We start from the raw sequence: 24,909 nt of genomic DNA on the forward strand, positions 1-24,909 counted from the left end.
TCTCTTACAGCTTGATCTTATAATCGTTTTTGTTGCTGTTGTTTTGTTAATCGATGAAAATACATCCGGGAGTTGAAATGCCGTTGAATCTAAAATACGAATACGCTTGAAAACAGAAGTGTATGGAGAAGAAATTGGTATAGATGTGGCCAATTTTTTGCTTAGTAGTTCGGCTAGTAGGTGTTGTAAAAGTTGGACGGCCGCCTTATTAAACCGTTGATTCAGTCCCTCAGGACTGATGAGTACTTCTGTTGATGCTTCTAAACAGCTAGATAACTGAGTTAAAGAAGTCATAGCTACATTTCGGCTCACCCATACACATAAAGCTACTAAATCTTTTGCTTGGTATTTACTGGTTCGTTGTACAAAACCAACATCTCTAGCAAGATCCCGCAAGGTATTTGGAGATAAAAAACTTTGAATCTCTTGAGCAAATAGCTGTAATTCGTCAGACACAGAAACAGACATAAAAAACGCCATCCTTTCCTATAATTCTACAGAAAGGATAACGCCTTTTTTGCTTTATGGATAGTGCAAAACCTTAGCTTTATAGCGATGTAATGCTACCCTATATACACCTTTTTTATATTTTCTTCATTGATTTAGCGATTGTAATTAATTCTTCTTTAGAAATTCGTGAACTAAACAATGTAATTATTGTTCCGTCTTGTACCCAAGTTAATTGACCACCCTTAACATCTTTAATTCTTTTTGTCGGTATTAAGGGATGAAATACACCATCTATATTTTTTACTTTTACCCTTTTCTTATGATTACCAGATTGAATATCATTTCTTTTTGCTGTTTTTTCAATAACCGCAACTTTTAATTTGGTACCAGTTCTATCTAGAAAGTGTATTTGTACTTTTCCCATATTTTCATGTACATGCTTTGGATATTTTAATTCAACTTTCCAGTCTTTTGCAATCTCAGTAGGAATGAAACAATTAAAAGATGTTTTCCCTTTTAATTGTTTCACAGAAAAAGTTTTATTACTCATTTCAGTACTTTCAGCGTAAATACTAGTAACAGAATTACTACATATTGCAAATAAAAAAAGTGATATAATCACTTTTAAAAAAATATTTTTCATGTGTTTTCTCCTAATTGAATAATTTTTACTAGTAGTATTAAGTTTCCTTGGAATTTTTACTCTTTTTTAAAGAAGGGGTTCAGCCGTGATATACACGTTATCTTGACTAAGAAAATACACGTATCTCGGTCGAACCCCCTTATAGCGTGATTGGGTTCCATTGCTACACAAACCCCATGCTCATCAACTTAAGAAAAATAAACGCCCTAAAACGAAAAAAATGAGCTGACTTCTCAAAGTAACTACCTGTAGAGAAAGAAAATTTTCGTTTAGGGGGTACTTCAAAACCTTAGCTTGATGGCGATGGGGTCTCACCAACAAAACGCGAATTTCGTACGCTAAGACAAAAAAAAGCCGATTTCCTGTACGTTAAGGGACCGGCTGTATTGTTGGTTTTGAATAAGGTTCGATCAAAATTATGCTGTGAACATTGATTTTATAATAGAAGAAACCCACGCGTTTTGAACAAAGATTAATCAAAATACGTGGGTTTGATTTTGCTATGGAATCGGCGATTCATATTCTCTCCTTATGGTGTGCCAAGTTCTAAACTATTTCTGGCTATTCTAGAACTTACGCTTTTACTTTTCTGTATTAAATTTTGCCTTCGCTCTATTGAATAATGAATCATTCACCTTTTTTTCGCGATAATTCACGAAATAAATACTTACACCTACTAATAACAGCCCTACGACAAGGCGGTAAGTTACCGGTTCATCTAAAAACACCGTACCAATGAATACTGCAATGATCGGTACAAGAAACGTGAATGTACCGACTTTGCTTGCCTCTCCCGCATTAATAAGTTTATAGTAAATGATATATGCCAGTGGAATGCCAAAAGTGGAGCCGTATCCGAGTCCAAAAAGGTACCTACCATTCCATTCAATAGCTGACCAGTTTTCAACAATTGTTCCAGTACCTATTAGAATAACTCCACCAATAATACACTTCAAAGACACCATCCAGAAAGCATCTACTTCGTTGCTCACCTTCTTCACATAAACCACACCAAGTGCCCAGCTAAATGCCATAAGCAACCCTAAGACAACACCAATGATCGATACATGAACGATTAATCCGTCCACACTTACAACTACAATTCCAAGAAATCCGATAATCAAACCCATAATTTTAAACGGCGACATGTACTCTCCAAGCCAAATCCAAGCAAACAATCCAAGTAGCACTGGCTGAAAATAGACAAGCACTGAAAACAGTCCTCCTGGCAAATAAATGAGCCCTACTGTCTGTAACCCAAAAAAGAGAATCGTATTAAAGAATGCTGAAATACAATATTTCGACCAATTTTCACGCCATTTGATCCTGTTCCTCATTTTATATATGAGGGCTGCTAGTATAAGACCCCCAATTACTGCACGCATACCTGCAAATAATAACGGGGGCGTATAAGGTACAGCCATTTTATAAATCGGCCAACTTCCACCCCAAAGAAAGACTAACAATAGTAATGCACACGTCGATTTTGTAAAGACCTTCGCCAATTGTCTATCCTCCCTTCAATAGTTGAATAGTAAACTAAGTCTATATTTAGAATTAGGCTTGAACTCTCCCCCCACCAATAGATTCTAGCCTATGTTAAGGGAAGATATCTGCACCCTTTTATTTATCCTTATCCATATCGGAAAAATTATCTTACTTCAGAACCCCTCTTTGTCCATTCTCCAACAAATTCAGCCTCATTATAAGAATAGAAGTTTTTTAGAATCTCCTCACGATTATCAGAGAACAGCTGGTCTGCCACAGCTGAAACTAATCTAGGTATCCCATATCTCATTCCCGGAAGCGAAGAGGCTGAGATACCACAGCTAACTACAGCTGAATAGTTAAAAGCAAAAAGCCCATGAAGAAGCTTTGTATCCTTTTTGTCTCGGCATGTGAAAGTAAAGCTAGGGCCAAGGTAAGGATACGCATCAAGCTTACCGTTGGCGATCTCAGCAGGTGCATTATAATAGTCATCCCAACGTGCAATATGGCGTTCGAAAAGCTTTAACTCTGGACGTAAAGAATAATCAGTCACAAGACCAGTGGAAATGATTAGAAAATCAAAAGTAAAATTACCTTGTGGAGTAGTGACAACAGCATTCTCAGCTTCATGCTGTACGTCAAGCCATGGTGCACCTAAGTGTAATCTAAAGCCGGGATATGAAGCTGCACGTTCAAATGTGTCATTTGTAGGAGGTTGATGCTTAAAGTAATGAGCCATAACGGAATATTTATCAGCATCAGATAGAACATGAAAACGTTCAATTAGACCTGATACCCCCATTTGTCGCATTGGGTTAATGCGTGGCATCTCCGTGCGGCGAACAAACACATGAGCCGAACCCACACCTTCAGATAATGCAAAATTCGCATTATCAAAAGCTGAGGCCCCACCGCCTAAAATTGCTATCTTCTTGGCTTTAAGGGCCTCAAAGTCAATGTCTTCTGAGGTGTGTGCATAGAGGTGACGAGGTAATGTTTCGGAAATCATAGATGGTACGTGCCATTCCCCTCCGCCTTGAATACCAGTGGCTAAGATAACCTTGCGGGCCAGTAATGTATTAGAAGATGCTCCTGCTCCTTCAATATGCAATCGATAAACATCTTCCCCTGCAGGCTCAATAAGCTTCATCTTTACCTCATTAACAACAGGTAAATTAAGAACCTTTCGATACCAACGTAGATAGTTCATCCAATCGTTCCGCGGAATCTTATCGATGTCCTCCCAACTTTTTGGTCCAAATTGCGCTTCCCACCAGGAGCGAAAAGTCAGAGAAGGCACTCCAAGATCAATGGATATCAAATGTTTAGGCGTACGCAATGTCATCATACGAGCGTAAGTTACCCATGGCCCTTCATATCCTTCAACGTTTTCGTCGATGATAAGGATATTAGATATTCTTTCACGCAAAAGCCCAAAGGCCACACCTAAGCCACACTGGCCGCCTCCTATAATCACTGTATCGTAGACATGCCCCTCAGGATGGTGGGTTGGGCATACCCAATCCTCTCCCCCAAATGCAAGATAAGAAAGATCCCTTTTTACTTGTTCATTTAAAGCTTCTAAACTCATAATTTTTCATTCCTTTCAATATATGACTTATTAACTTCTGAACTAATCGTTAAGTTATTCTTTACTTTATCTGAATGGCGGCTTTTTCTTACACCGTCTTATGAGCAGCATTGATCGATTTCAACAATTTTATTAAGATTTTCTGAAATCATCGACATTTCCTCACCTCCATAATTCCACAATACTATACCCCTCTATGGTATGTAAAGGACTTTTAATAAAAAGTTTAAAAATAGGTGTTTGACGAAGAATTTTTTTTACTTAGAATTTCCCCTTGACTGAAGTGCATCCTTATATTGTGGAAAGCATATCCCGTTTAGGGATAGTACCAGCGAAGCTGTCATAGACCGCAATAAGGATTTCAACCTTAATATACAAAGATTTTTAGTGTAGCAAAAACGACCGTTTTTGTTACGTTTTGTATTTAAAAATATGAAATATTCTAACCATTGGATTAGTTGTAACAAAATACTGTATCAAAAATAATCCGTAACATTATTAATAAAACGCCTTTTTGTTACAATGAAATCTGATAATGGAAATAAAATACAGACCGTGACCCATTTTTACACGTATCTCGGCTGAACCCCATGCCCATCAAGCTAACAAAGTAAATTACTAGATACGAAATGATCCTTGTTTCAAAACTAGCAAGTGATAAAAAAGTAGGCATGCTAAATAAGCCTATTAAAACGTGATTTTTTCGCTAGGCAGCTTGTCTATGCTTCACCGTCGTTTTATACACAATCCCTAGAATATCAAAGACGGTCATCTTCTTATGTCTATGACATTTACGACCGTTCTTTTTGAGCAGTTGATAAAGGCGATGCAGAATTTTTAAAAATTCTTCTGTGCCAACAGCTATCGCTTGAAACAGTAACGGAAAGTAATCTTTAATTATGTAAATCGCTTTGTATTCACTCAGCTCCTGCTTTTTCTTTTCAAGCAGAAACTGGCGCATTTGAAACATCGTAGAAGAACAGAGGAGAATGCCGATCAGTTGTCCATATAAATGGCACTCTAGGCGTTCTCTTTTTATATTTTGACATTTATCAATTTCAAAGAATGACTTCCACGTTTTAAACAAAATTTCAATCTGCCAACGAAGTGAATATAATGAATGCACGTAGTTCGTCGGTACTTCTTCTAGCGACGTATTCGTGATATATACATTCATGCCCATTAAACGTTTACTTTTATCCTTCATGACAATGCCTTTCTTCTTTTCGCGTATCGCTTGGTTTTTCAGACGTGTTTGTGTTTGATCATCGGTTAAACGATGGATAATGACACGTGCTGGATGTATTCTGTTTGCTTTTTTAACGTACCATTATTGAAGTATTCTGGTTCAGGGTTCTTGATATAAATGCGTGTATTCAACTTCAACCGTGAGATATAGTAAGCCTCTTTATCATGAATGGTTTGTAAGTCTCCTAAATCGAAGTAACCAAGATCACGTAAACACAAATCGCCTGCTTCTACGGTTTCAAGACAGATGGTACCATATGTTTTATCATTATTCTTTCCTGGTCCAAGCTGCACGTTAAGGAATTGACCACTAAGTAAATCATATTCCAATTGGATTTTCACGCCTGCTTTATTACTACTCCCACCTGAACCTTGATAGTCAGTGGCGAATTGATCAGGTAGTTGAAACACTGTTGCATCTAGAATACGGATACGATTGAAAGTAGAGATTATATGTGCAGAAAGTGAGTGATTTGAACAGAGTTTTTGTGTGAGAAGAGAAGTAAAGACTTCTCGAAGAAATGTGACAGCTGCTGGATTAAAGCGTTGATTCAGTCCTTCTGGACTTATGAGTGTGGATGTATTTGCATAAAGCTGACTACATAATCGAGTAAGAGAATCGCTTGCTACATGTTGACTAATCCAGATACATAAAGCAGCCAAATCACGTGCGCCATACTTACTTTTACGTTTTACAAAACCTGTCTCTTGTGCAAGTTGTTGAAGAATATGTGGAGATAGATATCGCTGTAGTTCTTTAGCGAATAACTGAAATTCATCCTGAATCGATAAATTCATAAAAGAACGCCATCCTTTCTGTGTATTTCTACAAAAAGAATAGCGTTTTTTTTGCTTTACGGATACACTTTTTTAGCTTGATACCGACGTTTTATATCTCTCAATCAATTGAAGAACCTCAGCCGTTTGTGTAAATAATTAATATCCCCAAATATCTACTTCAGCTGCTGAAGCAAATCCATTCTGTCCATTCGTTACTTCTACCTTCATATATTTTGCAGTAACTGGGGCGAATGTTGCCGTTTTCTTATTGCTATTATTTTCCCATGTTCCTGATGATACTTTGTTATATTTAACACCATCAACACTCGTATAAATATTGTATCCTAAAATACGGCCATTCTCTGACCCATCTTGTCGTGGAAGATAGTCCACTTTTGAAATTGTTTGATTTTTATCAAGTTCCAATGTTAAATTGTACGGATATTGATTTGGTGTCCAACTGCTGTGCCAAAATGTATCTGTTTTCCCATCAATTGCCTTACTAGCTGACCCACTTGTTTCCTCACTATTTGCACTTGCTTTCATCGTATTTTTAGGCAAGACGTATGGTTTCACAGATGGAGCATCAGTTAGAATATCTACTTCAGCTGCTGTGGCAAATCCATTCTGTCCATTTGTTACTTCTACTTTTACATATTTTGCAGTAACAGGATCAAATGTTGCATTTTTCTTATCACTATTATTTCCCCATGTTCCTGATGATATTTTGTCATACTTAACGCCATCAACACTCGTATAAATATTGTAAGTTAAAATACGGCCATTTTCTGACCCATCTTGCCTTGGAAGATATGCCAATTGTGAAATGGTACGTGTATCACCAAGTTCTAGTGTTAAATTGTATGGATATTGGTTTGGTGTCCAACTACTATGCCAAAATGTATCTTTTTTTCCATCTATCGCTTTACTAGCTGAACCCGTTGATTCTTCACTATTTGCACTTGCCTTCATTATTTTTTTAGACAATACAGCAAGTGGTTTTACAGGGTTAGCATCCGTCGCTTCCCATATAGGTGCAATTAGTATTGGGTTATTTAAAGCTTCTACTTTTTGTCTCGTTTCTTGGGTTGCCTTCAATCCCCACTGATCAAAAAACGGTAGTAAATTTTGCTTTGCTATTTTCGATGTATTGTAAATAAATTCCTGTATTTTATCTTCGTCTGTTTTGGGAAGTTGATCCTCTGGTGTCTCACGATATAATTTGTGGAGATTTGGATAAAAATCATCCCCATATGCCAAATGAAGCTGCCAAAGCATAACAAGTTTTACAAACAGATCGTCAATATTTTTATATTCTTTATTCGTTTGTTTTAAATACGCAAAAGCTCTATTATAATCTCCCGCTGTATCTAAACGTGTTGGTATATTTGGGTATATCTTCTTGAATGCAGCTAAAGAATATAGATTATTAGTTACTTCACCCATACCTCTTAAATCATTCCACGTCCATGGATATTGTTGTCGTGCATGTCCCGCTTCATGCATTTGTCCCCATCCAAACTCATTGACATTTAAAGTGCTTTTGATAGCTTCACCAGCAGTCGTAAAGACGGCTCCATCCCAACTTGCATACATGCCCCAACTTTGTTCGTTAGGATTTTCTACAAAGGCCCAAATACGACGAGTTGAACGATGTAAAGGATTAGGATCTGTTTCAGATAGTCCTGCTATCTTGTCCTGCGCTCGAATCATTTCATCATATTTATTTAATAGTGGCACAGGATCTTGATTTACAATATATTTATTGGCACTATCACGAGTTACAGTTAGTACTGCTCGTTCTGATTTCAATTGTACCGCATGTGCATTTGGATAGTTGTTCATCATGGCAACCCAGTCTTCTTTCGTGTGTTTCCCTAATTGAAAGAAAGGAATAGGACTACCGCCTTGCGTTACCTGCACCTTAACTGTTCCTGTACTTTGAAAATTATCTAACCCTAATACACCGCCGTTTGGTGAAGAGATAGTATTAGAGCCAGGAGAAAGATCAATTTCTTTTCCCCATTCTTTATCATATTGATGTGTCCCAATAATGGCTCTAATCTTTTGCGTTCCTGATACTGTAATAGTAACCTGTTCATTAGGTTTCACATAAATGCCTGTTGGCATATAATTTTTTTGCTCATCTCTTTTTTCTCTTTTTGCTTCATCCCAAAAACTGCCTGTACCTGGGAGGTCAAACTCTCTTTGTTCAAATTGAGTTGCATTTTGTGCAGTTTCAGCATGTACATCTAAATTGCTTGTCATAATAGGTGTAAATAACATAGTTGTCAAAATAGCGGATGTCGCAAGCACCTTTATTGGCTTTTGTAACCTGCCATTCTTTCTTTTATTCATATAAATCAATCCTTTCTTATTCCCGTTTTTTTAAATAAATATTTTAGATGAATTAAGATATCACCTGTATAAAATATACATTTTTTAGTAAAAAGTGGGTATTGAGAAAAAATAATTTACTTTAAGGGCTTTTTAATGGGGGAATAATTTGATTTTGACTATGAACTGTAAAGAAAAAACGTCTTCTATTCTAATAATCTAGCTTGTTTAAAAGTAATAATGATTTTTACACTTGGAGGGAGTTAGTATTCTTAAGTTGGTAGATATGCGGTACCGCCACATAACCATCAAATTGAGATATCAGTTGTTTCAAAACGAGCCGAACTTACATAAATAACTATCAAGAGATAAAAATTTAATTTTGGGGGTACTGCAAAATATTAGCTTGATGGGCATGCGGCTGAACCCCAATATAGCTTTTCCTTTCAGATGCTACATGCAATTGGGTGTCTTCTTGAACTGGTCTAGCGATTGACCTTATAGTACGATAGGGCGCGTTAATCGAGGATGAAGGCTAACGACTCTGAGGTTTTTTAAATATCCCTAATAAAAAATTGGATGTAAATATCAAATGGCTAAGTAAAGCCTTTTTAGAAACAAGCACCAAATCAAGCGCATATTTTCACTCACACAGGTAACATTAGTACTTGTACGATCCAAACACATCCCTTAGGAGGTTTTCATCATGGGCTTTTTTGATTTATTTAACGAAGAAGGAACTCGAAAGGAAACTCGAAAAAAGGTACGTGAAGTAGATCGCACTGCCGATACAGAATTTGCAGCAGAAGACGTACATCTTGATCTTCGTGCTGAAGAATTGGAGATCGACAAACACCGTGTGGAGACTGGTGATGTGACGCTTCATAAGGACATTGTTGAGGAAGAACAATCAGTGAATGTCCCTGTTTTACATGATCAAGTCGTTATTGAACAAAGAGCCGTTGATCACGAACCAACAGATGAACCAATTACAGAAGAAGAAACGATTCACATTCCAGTAACTGCTGAAAAAATTGATGTAGAAAAGCATACGGTCGTCACTGGTGAAGTCTCTGCTCATAAACGTTCGGTTCAGGAAACAGAACAAGTACGCGACGTACTTCGTAAAGAAGTTGCAGATGTTGAATCGCATGGTAATACAGATATTATCAAAGAGGACTAATTGTGCCTACCTACTTAACTTCTAGTTAAGTAGGTTTCTTTCCATTCATATATAAAAAAGAACTTCAGGAGGTCCTATGGGAAAGTATATTACTATTGGTGCGATAATCGGTTGGGTAACAGGTTTTACAATCGTAACGGGACTCGTTATAGGAGCAATCGTAGGCGGCATTAGTTATACAATGAATTCGAGAAGGAACATCGACAAACCGACTAAAAAAACAAATGAAATTAAAGAAAAAACGCTTCAATTACGAGAAGAGCAGCTGGAAATAAAAAAAAAACGAGTACAAACGGGGGAGGTAAAGGTTCATAAAGAAGTCGTCGAAGAACAGAAAACATTCACTGTTCCTATTAAGCGTGAAGTATTAGTAATAGAAGCAGGAAATGAGGAGGAACTTCGAATTCCTCTGAAAGAAGAAGAAATTGAAATAAACAAACACCCCGTGCAAGTAAATAAAGTATTGGTTACAAAACGTCAAATAGAAGAAATAAAACAAATAAAGGAAAAGCTGAAAAAAGAAACAGCACAAGTTTACGTTACAGGTGATGATGCGGATGTCATAAAAAAGCCGCCTTCTGTAACAAAGGACTAAACCATTTCCCGCTTTATTCGGGTAGGATAGGTGAAGGCGCTAACCAACCCCTGCTCCTTTTACGTAACCTTCGAGACCATCTTCGCCTCCAACAATCAACAGCGCTGCATTGATAACACTATTGCAGTCAACTGCATAACAATCGAATGAGGAGGTAACTCATGGTTGTGGCACGGCAAGAATTCGTTCTTTTTTGAGCCACTCAAATAAAAATGATGAATTAACAATGATTAACATCAAGAAAAAGTGTCGTATAACTCGATTAAATGAATTTAGCGTTAAAAAATCTCAGCAAATATCATTTAAATTGGTGGTTTTCTCAATTTATTCTTGAATGGCTCCAAAAAGTAAGAATTCTTGCCGTTCCCCATATATGACGAAACATCTAAAACGTTTTGGCGATTATGTGATTGATTTAAAAAACATTCCACAACCAATAGAAGAGAATATACCTGTATAAAAAATAAATGAGTCATATCATGGAAATAAAATCCAGTCTATGACCCATTTTTACACGTTATCTTAACTAAGAAAATTAAAAAACGAATTTAAAAGGGCCCTTACGTTGAATACATGTACTCAACGTAAGGGCGGATTATGTAAAATGACAATAAAGTTATTTAATTTTTGATGTGAAATACTTCACTGCACTTAAAAATACAACAATAAAGTCGTTTAAATCTAAGTGTTATTGCACAATCGCGCCCTTTAATTGAAAAGACATCTGTTATTTCACCCAATTATAATAAACAAAAGATAAGATTTGTCCATTCATACTAAATTCTTCATCACTTGTTGCTATATACTTAAAGTCGTTTTTTTCCAAGACTTTTTGGGAAGCTATGTTATTCACAGTAGTCTTCGCCGAAATCTGTTTTATTCCTAGCTTACTTGTGGCTTCTAATAAGAGTTTCAATGCTATTTTAGCAATCCCTTTTCCGATATATGCTTTTCCCACTCTATAACCAATATGACCTAAACCTTGGGATTTTTCAATATCTACTAAGTTCATTCTTCCAAGAATTAAACCATCTTTACTCTTAATTAAATAATAATATGATAACCCTTGAGATTGTTCATCCAACAGGGCTTTATTCCTTTTTTTGAATGTCTCGAAGTTATAGTAATCATCCCCGCGACTCGGTACCATTTCCTCAAAATAAGTTCTGTTCTCAAGCTCAAATTCAAATAATTTTTCAAAATCTACGTCATGTAATTTCTTAATTGTAATATCCATCATCATTACCACCAATTCAATGTTATTTTTTACGTAATAGCTAAATACAAAGAATATTTCCGCAATAAACCTACTATTTAGCCTAATACTATTTATTGCAAGCATCTGTTATTTCCACAAGGAGTTATTCCATTATTTGGCCCTTTAACGGAATAACATGACTGGCGTTTTTAAACATTTTTATTGTAAATGTAACGATTTTATTGTTACTCAACAGATTATCCTTCATAAATCTTACCTCGCAGGTGCATCAGTTCTTTTTTTAACCTTTTATTTTCATCTTCCAATTGTTTGATACGTTTGTTTCTAGCGGCAAGCAATATGTCTTTATTCGTATCTGTTATTTCATATTTAACTTGTTTAGGAGAAGGTAATCTCTTTTGCTGCTCACGAAGTTTATCTATACGCTCACGAATATCTAGATGATTATATAGATACGATTTTGACACTCCAGCTGTTATTGAAACACTGTTAAAGTTAATTTTCTCTTTATTTTTTATTAATATTTGAATTGCTTGATCGACTTTACTTAAGGTTAACTCACTTTTGAGTTTAGCGTAATTTTTAATACCTTCGGTATTTTTATAGTTATTTGTGTTCATGTTCACTGAAGTCCTCCCGGCTATATTCCCGTCCCTTTTTTCCTGCTTTATGATGAATTTTACCTTGTTTTAAAATTTCATAAATTGGTTTTAAACGGTCTAATTTCTCCTGATTCTTTTCTATCCATACAGGACGATTTATAGCTTTTCCACGTTCTATAACAGCCTCTGTATCTCTTATTTGACGTTCATACTCTTCCGTGAATTCCGGGGTTGTACATAAATTACGACAAGATAAACATGGATCGGATTGCGTAGGGCAGGGTTGTTTAATTGGTTTTGTACAATAACCAAGTGGCATGCGAACTGCATCTAAATTCGAACGAATATATTCCCATTCAATCATATCTTCATTTTCAATATCCGAAGGATGTATTTTTACCGGTTTACCAGAATCATTTATTCGGAATAGTCCTTTTGCTGTTGCGTCTTCCCATGATTTTCTCAGTGTCGTATCTAATATTTTCGCATAAGTAAGAGTCATTTCCGGTGAAGCATGAGCTAGCCACTTTTGAACATGTAATATATTCATCCCATTATTAATTAGTTCAACTCCTTTGGTATGCCTAAAAGCGTGGCTTTTAAAATGGAATACGTTCCCTTTATCATCGAGAATATTTTTTGTTTTGGCAAGACGATTTAAACTATCTTGAATTCTACGTGATTCTGGCGGGCGACCTTTTCGTCTACCAGAAAGTTGAACAAATAAGAATTTTTTTGAATTATTGTTCATGTCGCTTTTTTTCTTTATACACTCTACTACTGTTTGTACAATAGCTGCTACATCATCCGTAATAGGTACACGATGGTTTAACACTTGTGTTTTCATAATATCACCACACAAATACCATCCCTGTGCCGTTTGTTCTAAACAAGTATCATAATGAAGGTTGAGAATATCAGAAATACGCCAACCAGTCGCTCGAAGTAATATCACTACGGGAATATATTCTTTAGGAGTAAGATGTTCTAAATGGGTTTCTAATTGTTGAAGGATTCCCTCCGGGATATATTTAATATTGTTTTCAGTGCGATTTGAAAGGCGGGGGAGATCTTCCTTAAATAATAGTAATGATATTGGTATTTCGGTAGATTCTGCATATTGGAATTTTTCTGTAGTTTCCAAAAAAACTCGTAGAGTTATTAGATAATTCCGTTGTGCTTTTGGGTGTTGTTCTTGGTCTATCTTCTGCCATTCTAGGTAATTTTCCATATCTTTGCGAGATAGTAATGATAGATTATTCCAGCTTGGATATTTTTCATATATATAATTTAAAAAAAGACTGATAGAACGAATATCAAGGCAACACTGTCCGTGAGATACATACTGAATTCGAAACTTGATATAGCGTTTAACCATGTTACGAAACGGACTTGGAACACCTTTAAAATTTAATAGATAATGTGCTTCATGTTCAACCACTTTTGATTTTGCTATTTTCCTGATATCCCAAATGTCTTTTTCAAAATTATCACGTTCATCATAGAAATCTTTATAAAATAGATAAATCACTTTTAGGAAGGTTTCATACTTGGTAAGTGAGCCATCTCTTCGAATTTTCAATCCTTTTTTAACTAACATAGAACGAAGTTGAATCATTGCTTTGTTTAAATCTACATCAATGATACTATTTATGTAGGGATAATATTGATTTAATAAATCTGCAACATGTTTGAATGATGCTGCATATCGTCTAATCACTGTCTGATATAAACGTACATCATCAACTTTTAAACGATTTAAAATAAAAAACTTTATTTCATCTTTAATCTTGGATTCAAAACAAGAAAAATCAATTTTTTTATATGTCCGATCCCAGACTGTTTTTCGAAATTCATCAAAGACTGGATGGTAGGCACTCCATATATCATTTTCCCAATAGCCTTTTAAGAAATCGTTGATTTCTTGTTGCTTTTCCTTTACGATTGTTAATTTTATCGTACTCATTTCTAACTATCTCCTTTCTGAGAATTTATCTTCATTCGTTCTTTTGTACGTTCCCAATCCTTTCGTAGATCATCATCACTTGGATGAACATACATTTGGAGTGTGGTTTGAATATGAGCATGTCCCGCGCGTTTCATCAAATGTTCATCTTTCCATCCAGATTTTCGTAATTCAGTCAGTGAAGTATGACGAAGCATATGAGGTGTTACATGAATACCTGTTTTCTGTTTTAATCGATTAAATAAAGACACAACGTCTGTATATTCTAAAGGACGGTGCTTATTTTCTCCTGATAACTTAATAAAAACGTGGTTGGTATCTACTTCATCTGTATGTATTTCAGCTATATATTCAAAATAAAGATCCATTAATTCTTCAGATACATCAATTATTCTTGGACTATATACGGTTTTAATTTCCGCAAAATTTTCAAGTTCTCCACGATCACAAATATGAATCTTTCTTGCATCAACTTGAAAATCCTCAAGCCATAGGGAAAGAGCTTCACCGATTCGCATAGAACTTTCCCATAATAATTGGATAAGAAAGTGATCACGTATATTTGAACAGGAGTAAATTAGTTTTGCAACTTGTTCTTTAGAAATAACCTTCGGTTTTTCTTTTGGTACTTTAGCTTTGAGAATGTTAGCTGTAAATTTTTTATCTTTGTTAATATGATATAAGAAGTCTTTAAAATTCCTACGCGAACCGGTCATTTGTTTTTTTAATCGTTCTGATAGTTGAATAGAATAATCCTCATGACGCATTAAATAGTCGTAAAATCCTATTACAGTAGCTAAAACAACATTAATTGTTCTTGGCTTTCTTGATGGGGTAGAAATGGAAATAGATATTATTTTATTGTTTCCATATGGGTTTTGTAGCCACCCCATAAAAGATGCCATCTGATCAATACCAATCTCACGGTAATCCGATTTTTCTTGCTCTAGAAATTCAAAAAATAATTTCAGGTGAAAGCAATAAGACCGTAAGGTATTTCGTGCAGCATTACTATTATCTTTGAATCGTAAATACTGAAGAACAGGCTGAATAGGCTCTCCATTTTTATCTACTAGCATATAGCGTATCTTTCCGTTCGACAAAATGACTTCTTCTACTCTCATAGTAGGCCTCCTCCCGACACTACAACAATTAATAATGTTCTTATAATCATTAGCTGTATCCAGTGAAATTCATTAATACCACGTCCTTACCTTAAAATACTTTAAATACTTTGAAAAATCAATATAGTTATTCTTTATTTAAAGATAAATAAAAACCATAAACCTTACTTAAAGAACTATAAGGACTATGGTTTTATTTAGTATAGTTAATACACGTATCTCGGCTGAACCCCATCGCCATCAAGTTAAGAAAAGCAAATACCCCAAAACGAAAAAATGAGCTTTTTTGTTACAAGTTAGTACAAAATTTCGTTCTGGGGGTACTATAAAATTTTAGCTTGATGGGCATGTGGTGCTACACCCTTTAATACTATTTAGCAGTTAAATCATAGTATAAATATAAAAATAAGGAAACTGGTGATTTTGGCAATTGAGATTTAAGGTAGAATTATATATATATAAGAATCTATATATGCAAAATTGCATTTAAAATCTTCTATATTGATGTTATACTAAGATTAATCGAGAAGCATCTAATTAATTATGATTAATCACTACATTTTCTTAAATAGCATGTCAACGTATAAAAAGACACTTTAAGTAGTGTCTTTTTATACGTTTTGACCCCTAATACTAGGGTAGAACTAACACATAGTTATAAACTGTATAGAATCCCCTATTGTATGTTGTTTGCTTTTTTTATTATTATTCTGGTACGTGAAATTATAATGATTTTGTTTGTTTTTTTGTCACTTGTAAAAATTAATATAGCATTCTATATGGATTATATGGTAATATATAAGTAGAAAATTTGTTACCATTGTTTATACTCTATTGTACGTAGCGTGAAGGACAAACCTTACGCCCAGTTAACTCGGGCGAGGTTTGTCCTTTTTTTTATTTTAAGGAGGAATTTACTATGAAAAAAATGTATAAAATCGGAGCAGTTTTAACAACCTTATGTGTTGCTTGTATCGCGATCTTTACTTTAACTAAGAATGAATCAGTCAAAACAGAAACTGTAACACCAGAAAAAGCAATTGTATCTGCTGCAGATGCAGAAAGAGCACCAAAAAATATAAAAGATATTTCAAAAAAAGAATTAAAGCAAAAAATAGAATCCCATGAAGAGTTTATTGCATATTACTACCAACCAACCTGTCATTATTGCAAAAAAGCTGCACCGGATATCAATAGCATGTCAAAAAATCATGATAGAACCATCTATCGTATTGATATTTCTACACCAGAAAATCAAAGTGCATTTCAAGAGTTTAATATTCCTGGTACTCCAGTTGTTGTAGCCTATAACAGAGGAGAAGAGGTTGAACGCCTTGAAGGAGCAGTGTCAGCTGCTACATATGATGGATTCTTTGCGAGACGTAATTCGAGCGCTAGTTAATATAGTGCTCGTTTTTCTTTGTAAGAAAGGAGAATTTACATGCAACAAAACGCCCGTATTTATTCTTTAGACATAATAAGGGGTATGGCCATACTATGTATCCTATTTGCTAATCTACCTACTATGACGGGACTAGATCCCTTTAATCAAGCAGGTTACTCTGGTACAGATAAAGTGATTCGTTTTTTAGTAGATTTGTTTATACAATCAAAGTTCTATACTATTTTTGCTTTCTTATTTGGAGTAGGATTTTACATCTTTATAAAAAATGCAGAAGCAAAAGGATATCCTATGTATCGGCTATTTAGCCGCAGACTTTGTATCTTACTACTCTTCGGTTTACTCCACTTCATCTTCCTATGGTATGGAGATATTCTACATGCGTATGCTTTAGCCGGCTTTATCCTATTGTTCTTTTATAAGCGATCTACTAAGTTTATTTTTATAGCCGGTTGCTGTTTTCTACTTGCTAGTTATATACTACGTGTTCTTTTAATGCTACAAGCAAGCCCTTCTATTCCTGAAGAAGTACCAAATTACTATCAATATATGTTTACAGGCAACACCGCTAATCACACAGTGAATCTATTTATGCATTATTTACATCAAGTAAAAGCACGTTTCTTCTTTCTTATGACAGTGGAATTTCAGCAACTTCTAATAGGGATTCCGGAATATATAGGCTTATTTTTAATAGGATTATGGGCTGGAAAGAATAATATTTTTAGACGCGTATCGGAATTCAGAGAGGAAATTCAAGTTTTACAGTGGAGTTCGCTATGTATTGCATGCCTTCTCTCCCTCCCTATCATCTATTATTTTATAGAAACTGATGTTTATTACGCTAGCCATATCCAATTATGGATTCTTTTTGGGGGGAAAACGCTAGCTATATTCTATATTTGTTCCCTACTTTTAATTTGCGAGAAGAAAGGAAATGTAAAGTGGCTGCACCCCTTTATGAACGTAGGCAAATATGCTTTAACTAATTACATCACCCAAAGCATACTAACACTTGTCATTCTTTCGTGGTACTTTAAAGATATCTCACACGTATATTACTGGCAACTATGTATCTTCGGCCTTTTTATTAGCTTCGTACAAATTATATTCAGCAAGATTTGGAGTAAACACTTCCGCTATGGTCCTATTGAATGGGTATGGAGAAAAGGAATTTACAAGGGATAACCTATTTTTACTAATTAGATGCCATTAACTGAAAAATATGATAAAATATTATATGAAAGATTAAGGATATATTTGTGGTTTTAAAATGATGTTATTAAAATTAAAGTGGTTCAAGTCAGAGGAAGACACCTTAGGGTGTCTTTTCTTTATAGAATTTATGATTTACCCGTATAACGAATTGTAAGTGCGAATCCGCTGCTGTTTTATTCTGTAAAAGAAAAAAGCAGTTAAATTCCCATGGATATCTATCTTTTAGTTAATTACATACACCATTCCGTGATATAATTACATCTATATATATTGTTTAAAGGGTGATAATAATGAATTCATACAAAAATAAGCAAAAAACAGTACCCCTTATAATAGCTTCATTTGTCTTTTTCAGTTTTGTAGTAACTGGTATATACAATTTTGCACAACCAAATTTCTTTTACGTAAATTTAGGAGGTTTAGTCCTCAACAGTTTCATGTTATTTGTAGCAGCTAAAGCATTAATGAAACAAATTAAAAACTAAGTATATACAACGATAAAATAAATTTAAGCTTATTTGAGGTATCGCCACATCACGATCAAGCTAATAAAATTGACTTGGAGGATTCAACATGAATAATCTAAAAAACTTCTTAAACGAGAATCTTTTCATTAAATATTCTCTATATATAATATTAGGAGCTGGACTAGTAAAAACAGGTTATGAATTTGGCTATTTCATTACAAACTTCACGTTATAAAACAATAAGTGGTGTTAATTAAAATAACACCACTTACTAGTAGTCAGTAGATATAGTAATCTAACAAAATCCCCCATTAAAAATTGCTACATTATAGAACTTGAAACATAACAACAATTAAGTTCATACTAGCATGAACAAGAAATGATACTAGTAACCTATTGGTACGCACATATACTACAGCAAGTATAAGTCCGATTAGAAAGTATCCAAATATAAATGGAAAATCAAAATGCATAATAGAAAAGAAAAATGAACTTATTAGTATACTCCAGGTTTGTTTAAACTTTCGAGTTAAAATATTTATGGCCGCATAACGAAAAACAAACTCTTCTACTAAAGGTGCAAGAATTACAATTGAAATAAGAGCCACAGGAGATATAGTTGCAGCAGCGACTGTACTAGACGTATTTTCTGATTGCGTAGTTAGCTGGAATACACTCTTATCTAACATACTACCAACCATCTGCGCAAGAAATACTAATATAATCCCAATTAAAATCCATACCAATGAATTTCTTGATAATTTAATCGATAACCTTGGATCATTCATCATTTCTTTAATATATATAAGAAAAATGATTATCAACGTAAGTGAATATCCAATTAGTTCCCAATGCACAAGCAGTTGTTGGATTGCCTGCTGCTGGTTTCCCTTAATATCATACCAGCCTGTCTTCGCTAGCAATTGCACTCCTATAATTCCAACAAATTGAGTCATTATAAAATAAATGAGTATGATATAACCTGATTTATGTATATTACTATTATTCATGTTATTATATTCGCCTTTCATTTTTATTATAATATATAATTTTATTGATTACATATTTCCAATAAATCATAAATTGTAGCATCTACATGCTATATTACAAAAATCTTTTTATTAGAGTAACTACTACGTTTACTTAAACTATGGACTTCAATAGAAGGGAAAAATTTAATTTAGTAATTATTCTTGGATGCAATCTGGCTTTCCATCTTGATTTAAAACCGGTGTAATCATAGGCCCACTTGCTGCATCAGTATGCATATACTGACAACCCATCTTTTTATCTTTAAAAATAGTTATTTCTCCGCTTGGTCCTTTTCCTACACTGTCCTTCCCGATAACCTCTAATCTACCTAATGAAGCACCCACGCCTGAGTCTCCACACTCGCCTAATATTATAGCTCCAAATAATGCGACTCCAATTAACTTTTTCATAAATAAATCCTCCTAGCTTTTCAATTGAACATATTGGCAAAAACATGACTGTAGTGAAGCGTATATTACGCCTTTATAACTAAACTTTTATTCAAACATTTTAGAAGTTACTTCTATTCTAATTGTAATTCTCCATTTAAATCGGCATTCAAAAAGCATTTAACACTTTGTTTTGGTAAAGATAGCATTCTGATTCCTCCTATATTATTTCTATAATTTCTATATAGGGATTATATGTTTTTATACTCAAAATACATTCACCTACTACTAAATTCAAGCTGCTTGCAGGTGCTTTAAACCTATCTCTAACGCGCCTGTTCCACCAAAACCTTGATTAAATAAAAGCGGGACATCATACTTCTTTGCGTATTCTTTTGCTACATCAATAGACACATGACCACATGCACCTTTCTGCACTACAATGACATCACATTTTTTAATGACACTACGAAACGTCTTCTTTACGCCACCATGATTCTTTCCGTCATGAAAAATCACCTGACAATCTCTTTTTTTCGCTAGTTTTTCTAACGTCCTACCATTTGATCCACCTAATACTAGAATTGTATTCATTCCCACTCACTCTCCTTATTTTTCTGTTTTGTATATGTACTTGGCGATGTTAGCAGTACAAGGGTACAAACTACAATATTCATTAACACTACGGCTACTACAATTAATATGGCAAAGACCGGCAACAACATAAAAATAAAAGCACTTACGACCAAGCATACAAAGATGAACCCATTACTCATGTCTTCATAACCGTCTAACCCTTGCACTATATTTAAACTATGCATCCAAACCGTGATAGCATCCCAATGTTCTACTAATAGATATCCTCCACCCAAAAACAAAGCCCATCCGAATAATGTCCCTAAAAATCCTGCTCCCCTTCCAGAAGAATATCCCGCAAAAAAGTTTGCTGCTGTTCCAAATAACATTCTCATTTTTTCTTTCCTCCATATCTATTTCAAATCAGTTATATATATAGATTTCATTTAGCTATCGTTTTATTATATCGGAAAATTATGAATATTCAATGAATATTTTTAGGGTACTCTTTATTTTTTTAGAAAGGGTTGTGTTTTTTCTTCCACAACCCTCATTTTCCACCTAATCCACTGGTACTTCTTCTTGCCCGTGCGGAATTTGTTCAATTGGTGTTACAATTTGTGCATATTGATTGACTTGCACTTTAAATTGACGTGGTTCAAGGAAATTCACTTGTTGAATTTGAACTTCAATGTGGTACGTATCTACTTTTTTTCCGCGTTCTATTTTTGTAATACGAGCATTATAGAATTTATCTCCATGCAGGAAATATCGTTGTACAGCTTCTGTAGCAAGCATGCGCTCATTACTTGTCATTTTCATTGGCTCAATACCAAATCCAGCTTTTGTAAACAAATACGGTACATCATAACTACTGGAAGATATTTTTCGTAGTAAGTCTTCTACTGTTCTTGTTTTCGCGATATATTCCTCTTCTTTTGTATCAAATCCCTTTGGCTTATCTCCAAGCATCTCTATTTCATCTTGATTTACTTGTTCTTCCTCTTGTACTTGTGATTTCATCATGTAACGATGAATGGTATTATAGGTAGCTACACCTAGCACTAAAACTATGACCCCCAATACCACCAAGTACTTACGAGGCATATTGGACAAAATATTGATTACTTTCTTCATCTTCTCTCATCCTTTATCAGTCTATAACATTACGAATTTGAGTCATATGTTGTCCTCTTGCCGTATAGTTTAGACCTGTAATTTGTACACCCTTATCATCACCAATATGAATCATTTTCTGGTTCCCCATATAAATTGCAACGTGTCCTGGGTTTTCATAGAAGATGAGGTCTCCTGGTTGTGCATGATTGATGTCTGGTACTTGTTTACCTTGTCCAACTTGAGCACCTGTCCACTCTCCAAGTTGCACACCTATACTTGTTCTAAAGACATACTGCGTAAATCCTGAGCAATCTGAAGTGCCACCCGGTGGATTACGATCCCCTAATACATATCTCACTTTTCCTTGACCAAGCCATTTTTTTGCTTCTGCTAATACTTTTTGTCGTTTGTCATTCATCATAATAGGTGAACCACCAGATGATAGTCCTGGATTATCATTTTTCTTAAAGAATTTCATTGGATCCGTTGGTTGGTCGTTAATACGAATTTGGAAATCTAAATGAACAGCATAACCAGCCATATTAAGGAAACCAGTATCTCTATCATAGTTAGAACCGCCCATCTCTCCAATGATTTGTCCTTTCGTCACCAAGGTTCCTGGTGCAACTGATATTTTACTCAAATGTAAGTAACGGGATACAATACCATTTCCATGTTCTACATAGACACCTAGACCACCACCATTTACATTTCCTGTTTGGGCTGTTACAATACCCGCTTCCATTGACCATACGGGGTCTCCAGCTTTTCCAGCGGTCATGGCCCCAATATCCACTGCATTATGTTGCTTTCCACCACGAACCGCATCAAATGTATCTGTAATGCGTCCTGATTTCGTTGGCCATTTCCAACCTTTATCAGACACCCATTCTCCATCTCCAGACGCTACACAACCTAAATCTTTGTAAAATTTCAAAACTTTGGTAACGTAGGTATAATCCCCATAACACGCTCCAACTTTGGTTCGGAAGTTATTAGGATCAGAACAACCACCCGGATTTAAATGTGCCTTACTTCTTGAGAATTCAATGGCTGTTTCCTCTGAATAACCACCTTTTGCTAATGCATAGCTAATAAAACCACTCCCAAATAGTGATAGGTAAGGTTTTGACATCATCTCCACCTTTTCCCCCACTTCACACCGTACGTGAGACTTTCACCTCATACGGCGCTCCATCTAATTCAATTGACCAACTTTTGTATTGAAGAAAAGATAGGATGTCGACGCGCTGATATTCTCAGCTTGTCAAACATCACTTTCTTATCTTCAATAATGTCGTACTTATTTAAGATTGATTTTGCCTTATCTGAATCATCGCTATGAATTGCTAAGTGTATATCTTCTAGTACAATTACCAGATTCTCATAATTGTCCTGTCCCCCAAATTCCAACGGAATTTTATGATGACAGTGCCAACCTACTAATCCAACTTCTTGTTTCGTAATGGCACATTTTCCATACTGTGCAATAAACTTTGCAATTCTGTTATCGTTGTATTCTACTGTTCGATGCTTCATATAAAAACGCTGTACATGTCGGAGTGTCTCCCTATCTACGGCTTTTAGCGTATCATGTATTTTCTCTCTACCTTCTTTTGTATAATTTGAGATAGACTGAGTAAAATTTCTAGCCGGTTTGTGCTTCTGCGCATGGATAGGTAGTAATACGATGTCTTTGATTTTATACAATTTAGGATTGTATCGTTTATATCTTTTCTTTAATACAGTCGACATGTCACTCTTAGTGGCTTTTTTCCAATCTCGCCTCAGTCGATTATAGAGTGTTCTTATGAGATGGCAACTCATGTGATCTAGATCGTGATTTATATGTGTGGCGGCTGAATAATAATTTTGTATTCCCATTACAGTCGTGTTAAATCGCCGTACTGATTCCGGTGTTTGTTCTCTGCTTATATCTTTAACAGCCTTTTTCAGCTTGCTATACGCATGTTTTCTGGATTTCACACACATTCTGCTATGAGCCACATGTTTGTTTCCTTTCTTATTTGCCTTAACTGTAAAGCCTAAAAAGTGACTCGCTTTTTTCCTCAAATTTATAATCTTTGATTTTTCAAGGCTAATATCCAGATGTAGGCGTGTTCTAAGAAAGTCTTTTGTTGCTTCAAACATTTTTAAAGCCGTTACATAATCACGACATAATATTTTTGCATCGTCTGCATATCGAATTAAGAAACATTCCTTTAATTTGCTTTTCTTTAGCGCTCGATATTTTTCACTATTTCCCTTATATGGATGTGAGGTCTTTATCGTTTCCCATTGGTTACTTACCCACCAATCTAATTCGTTGAGTACGATATTAGATAGAAGCGGACTTAGTATTCCTCCTTGCGGAGTACCTTTTTGAGGAACACCCTCATTTACAATTTCTGCTTTCAGTAGTCTTGAAATGATAGAAAGTAATTTCTTATCTCGTATACCTATCGTCCACAATTGCTTTAGAAGTTTTCTATGATGCACATTGTCAAAGAAACCTTTAATGTCTATATCCACACAGTAGTGAAATCCGTTTCCTTTTCTATTCACTAAAGATTTCATTCTCGCTAGTGCATGATGTGTACTTCGGTTAGGGCGAAAACCGTAACTATGGTTATGAAATTTCGCTTCACATATTGGTTCCAATATTTGCAATACACATTGCTGAAATAATCTGTCCCATATGGTTGGTATCCCTAAAGGTCTACGGTCTCCATTTGGTTTTGGTATAAATACGCGTCTTACAGATTGTGGTTCATACCAACCAAACATCGTTCTTACTTTTTCTATCACTTCATCCGTTGAAAGCATTTTAATATCATTAATTGTCATTCCATCTGTTCCAGCTGTAAGACTTCCCATATTTCTTTTTATATTTCGATATGCTAAACGTATGTTTTCATCCATCTTCATAAGCTCTATTAATTTATAAAAGTTGTTACCGTTTTGACTTTGCTGATACAAGTCATCTAGTGTAGACTGCATATCATAATATTCAGCGTGTCTAAGCTTTTCAGTTTTCTTTATAAGTCGGATCTCCTTTCAGAGTTTACCTTTTTTAGTCTCACAAGAACCTTATAATTCGACTGCGTAGCTTTTTGAAACGGTTGGTCAATCTTTCATCAGACTAACGGCTATCCCTCTGCAATGTTTCCATTGCTTCACCGGTACTATGCCATCACTCTCACCACCATAAATGAAGGTTATACGTTTGCTAATCTCACAAACACCTTCCCTTCAAACACTTCCTCGAAGATAAGTTCTCCATGTTGGTGGCTTTCCACGTTCCATTATTTCTATCTATGCATAACACTTTTAGGGTTCTCCTTTAAGCCTACTGACTTGATGTCGCCTATAACGACATATGGACTTTCATAACAACTATTTTTACTCATCCACATCAGCACCACGCTCGTGGCACACACATTTCTATGTGTCATCGTTCTAGACCCGTACATTCGAAGA

21 protein-coding genes and 2 pseudogenes are annotated in these 24,909 nt (G+C 35.1%); 6 read left to right on the forward strand and 17 right to left on the reverse strand.

Going from position 1 to position 24,909, the window contains the following annotated elements; all coding sequences use genetic code 11:
- The 6 genes and pseudogenes from NHG49_RS29515 to NHG49_RS29540 all read right to left on the reverse strand — a co-directional run.
- Positions 1-468: transposase (locus NHG49_RS29515; protein WP_483861636.1), on the reverse strand; the 468-nt coding region annotated here is incomplete at its 3' end.
- Positions 469-583: 115 nt separating this feature from the next.
- Entirely contained in the window at positions 584-1,093 is a 510-nt protein-coding gene (locus NHG49_RS29520) for a DUF4367 domain-containing protein (RefSeq protein WP_258127032.1), read from the reverse strand.
- 581 nt (positions 1,094-1,674) lie between these two features.
- Entirely contained in the window at positions 1,675-2,598 is a 924-nt protein-coding gene (locus NHG49_RS29525; RefSeq protein WP_258127033.1) for a DMT family transporter, read from the reverse strand.
- 146 nt (positions 2,599-2,744) lie between these two features.
- Positions 2,745-4,172, reverse strand: coding sequence for a flavin-containing monooxygenase (locus NHG49_RS29530; RefSeq protein WP_258127034.1), 1,428 nt, complete (start codon positions 4,170-4,172; stop codon positions 2,745-2,747).
- Positions 4,173-4,878: 706 nt separating this feature from the next.
- Positions 4,879-6,218, reverse strand: a pseudogene (locus NHG49_RS29535) (IS4 family transposase).
- A gap of 138 nt (positions 6,219-6,356) precedes the next feature.
- Complete coding sequence (locus NHG49_RS29540) at positions 6,357-8,558, reverse strand: M60 family metallopeptidase (RefSeq protein ID WP_258127035.1); 2,202 nt, start codon at positions 8,556-8,558, stop codon at positions 6,357-6,359.
- 685 nt (positions 8,559-9,243) lie between these two features.
- Here NHG49_RS29540 and NHG49_RS29545 point away from each other — a divergent pair.
- The gene (locus NHG49_RS29545) at positions 9,244-9,720 is read left to right on the forward strand and encodes a YsnF/AvaK domain-containing protein (protein ID WP_258127036.1); all 477 of its coding nucleotides are present in this window, start codon (positions 9,244-9,246) and stop codon (positions 9,718-9,720) included.
- Positions 9,721-9,796: 76 nt separating this feature from the next.
- Entirely contained in the window at positions 9,797-10,315 is a 519-nt protein-coding gene (locus NHG49_RS29550) for a YsnF/AvaK domain-containing protein (RefSeq protein ID WP_219375196.1), read from the forward strand.
- A gap of 727 nt (positions 10,316-11,042) precedes the next feature.
- Here NHG49_RS29550 and NHG49_RS29555 read toward each other — a convergent pair.
- The 4 genes from NHG49_RS29555 to NHG49_RS29570 all read right to left on the reverse strand — a co-directional run bounded on the left by NHG49_RS29555 (position 11,043) and on the right by NHG49_RS29570 (position 15,226).
- A complete protein-coding gene (locus tag NHG49_RS29555; protein ID WP_002189781.1) occupies positions 11,043-11,555 on the reverse strand; it encodes a GNAT family N-acetyltransferase in 513 nt (170 codons plus the stop codon).
- 215 nt (positions 11,556-11,770) lie between these two features.
- Positions 11,771-12,154, reverse strand: a complete 384-nt coding sequence (locus NHG49_RS29560) for a DUF6262 family protein (protein ID WP_258126850.1) — start codon at positions 12,152-12,154, stop codon at positions 11,771-11,773.
- The gene (locus NHG49_RS29565) at positions 12,141-14,102 is read right to left on the reverse strand and encodes a tyrosine-type recombinase/integrase (protein ID WP_258126153.1); all 1,962 of its coding nucleotides are present in this window, start codon (positions 14,100-14,102) and stop codon (positions 12,141-12,143) included. The genes NHG49_RS29560 and NHG49_RS29565 overlap by 14 nt, the downstream gene beginning before the upstream one ends.
- A gap of 2 nt (positions 14,103-14,104) precedes the next feature.
- Positions 14,105-15,226 carry a tyrosine-type recombinase/integrase gene (locus NHG49_RS29570; RefSeq protein ID WP_002189778.1) on the reverse strand — a complete coding sequence of 374 codons (1,122 nt, stop codon included), beginning with the start codon at positions 15,224-15,226 and terminating at the stop codon, positions 14,105-14,107.
- Between the two features lie 919 nt (positions 15,227-16,145).
- Between NHG49_RS29570 and NHG49_RS29575 the strand changes: the two genes are divergently transcribed.
- The 4 genes from NHG49_RS29575 (at position 16,146) to NHG49_RS29590 (ending at position 18,548) form a co-directional block, all read left to right on the forward strand.
- Positions 16,146-16,628 (forward strand): thioredoxin family protein, encoded by a 483-nt coding sequence (locus tag NHG49_RS29575; RefSeq protein WP_258127037.1) that lies wholly within the window; start codon positions 16,146-16,148, stop codon positions 16,626-16,628.
- Between the two features lie 39 nt (positions 16,629-16,667).
- Positions 16,668-17,816: a DUF418 domain-containing protein gene (locus tag NHG49_RS29580; RefSeq protein ID WP_258127038.1), complete on the forward strand. Its 1,149-nt coding sequence runs from the start codon at positions 16,668-16,670 to the stop codon at positions 17,814-17,816.
- Between the two features lie 320 nt (positions 17,817-18,136).
- A complete protein-coding gene (locus tag NHG49_RS29585) occupies positions 18,137-18,331 on the forward strand; it encodes a hypothetical protein (protein ID WP_258127039.1) in 195 nt (64 codons plus the stop codon).
- A gap of 88 nt (positions 18,332-18,419) precedes the next feature.
- On the forward strand, positions 18,420-18,548 hold the full coding sequence (locus tag NHG49_RS29590) for a hypothetical protein (protein ID WP_258127040.1): 129 nt from the start codon (positions 18,420-18,422) through the stop codon (positions 18,546-18,548).
- Between the two features lie 91 nt (positions 18,549-18,639).
- Here NHG49_RS29590 and NHG49_RS29595 read toward each other — a convergent pair whose 3' ends face one another.
- The 7 genes and pseudogenes from NHG49_RS29595 to ltrA all read right to left on the reverse strand — a co-directional run bounded on the left by NHG49_RS29595 (position 18,640) and on the right by ltrA (position 24,429).
- Positions 18,640-19,323: a CPBP family intramembrane glutamic endopeptidase gene (locus tag NHG49_RS29595; protein ID WP_258127041.1), complete on the reverse strand. Its 684-nt coding sequence runs from the start codon at positions 19,321-19,323 to the stop codon at positions 18,640-18,642.
- A 177-nt stretch (positions 19,324-19,500) separates the two neighbouring features.
- A complete protein-coding gene (locus NHG49_RS29600; RefSeq protein WP_258127042.1) occupies positions 19,501-19,755 on the reverse strand; it encodes a DUF6440 family protein in 255 nt (84 codons plus the stop codon).
- A 273-nt stretch (positions 19,756-20,028) separates the two neighbouring features.
- Entirely contained in the window at positions 20,029-20,328 is a 300-nt protein-coding gene (locus NHG49_RS29605; RefSeq protein WP_002169762.1) for a DUF2325 domain-containing protein, read from the reverse strand.
- Positions 20,325-20,705: a hypothetical protein gene (locus tag NHG49_RS29610; RefSeq protein WP_258127043.1), complete on the reverse strand. Its 381-nt coding sequence runs from the start codon at positions 20,703-20,705 to the stop codon at positions 20,325-20,327. Before NHG49_RS29610 ends, NHG49_RS29605 begins: the two co-directional genes overlap by 4 nt.
- A 166-nt stretch (positions 20,706-20,871) precedes the next feature.
- Complete coding sequence (locus tag NHG49_RS29615) at positions 20,872-21,447, reverse strand: hypothetical protein (protein ID WP_147740117.1); 576 nt, start codon at positions 21,445-21,447, stop codon at positions 20,872-20,874.
- 16 nt (positions 21,448-21,463) lie between these two features.
- Positions 21,464-22,540, reverse strand: a pseudogene (locus NHG49_RS29620) (NlpC/P60 family protein); the annotation flags it as partial.
- A 92-nt stretch (positions 22,541-22,632) separates the two neighbouring features.
- Positions 22,633-24,429 (reverse strand): group II intron reverse transcriptase/maturase, encoded by a 1,797-nt coding sequence (gene ltrA / locus NHG49_RS29625; protein WP_258127044.1) that lies wholly within the window; start codon positions 24,427-24,429, stop codon positions 22,633-22,635.
- Between the last annotated feature and the right edge of the window lie 480 nt (positions 24,430-24,909).

Source organism: Bacillus sp. IBL03825 (assembly GCF_024712505.1).
In the GTDB taxonomy this organism is placed as follows: Bacteria; Bacillota; Bacilli; order Bacillales; family Bacillaceae_G; genus Bacillus_A; species Bacillus_A wiedmannii.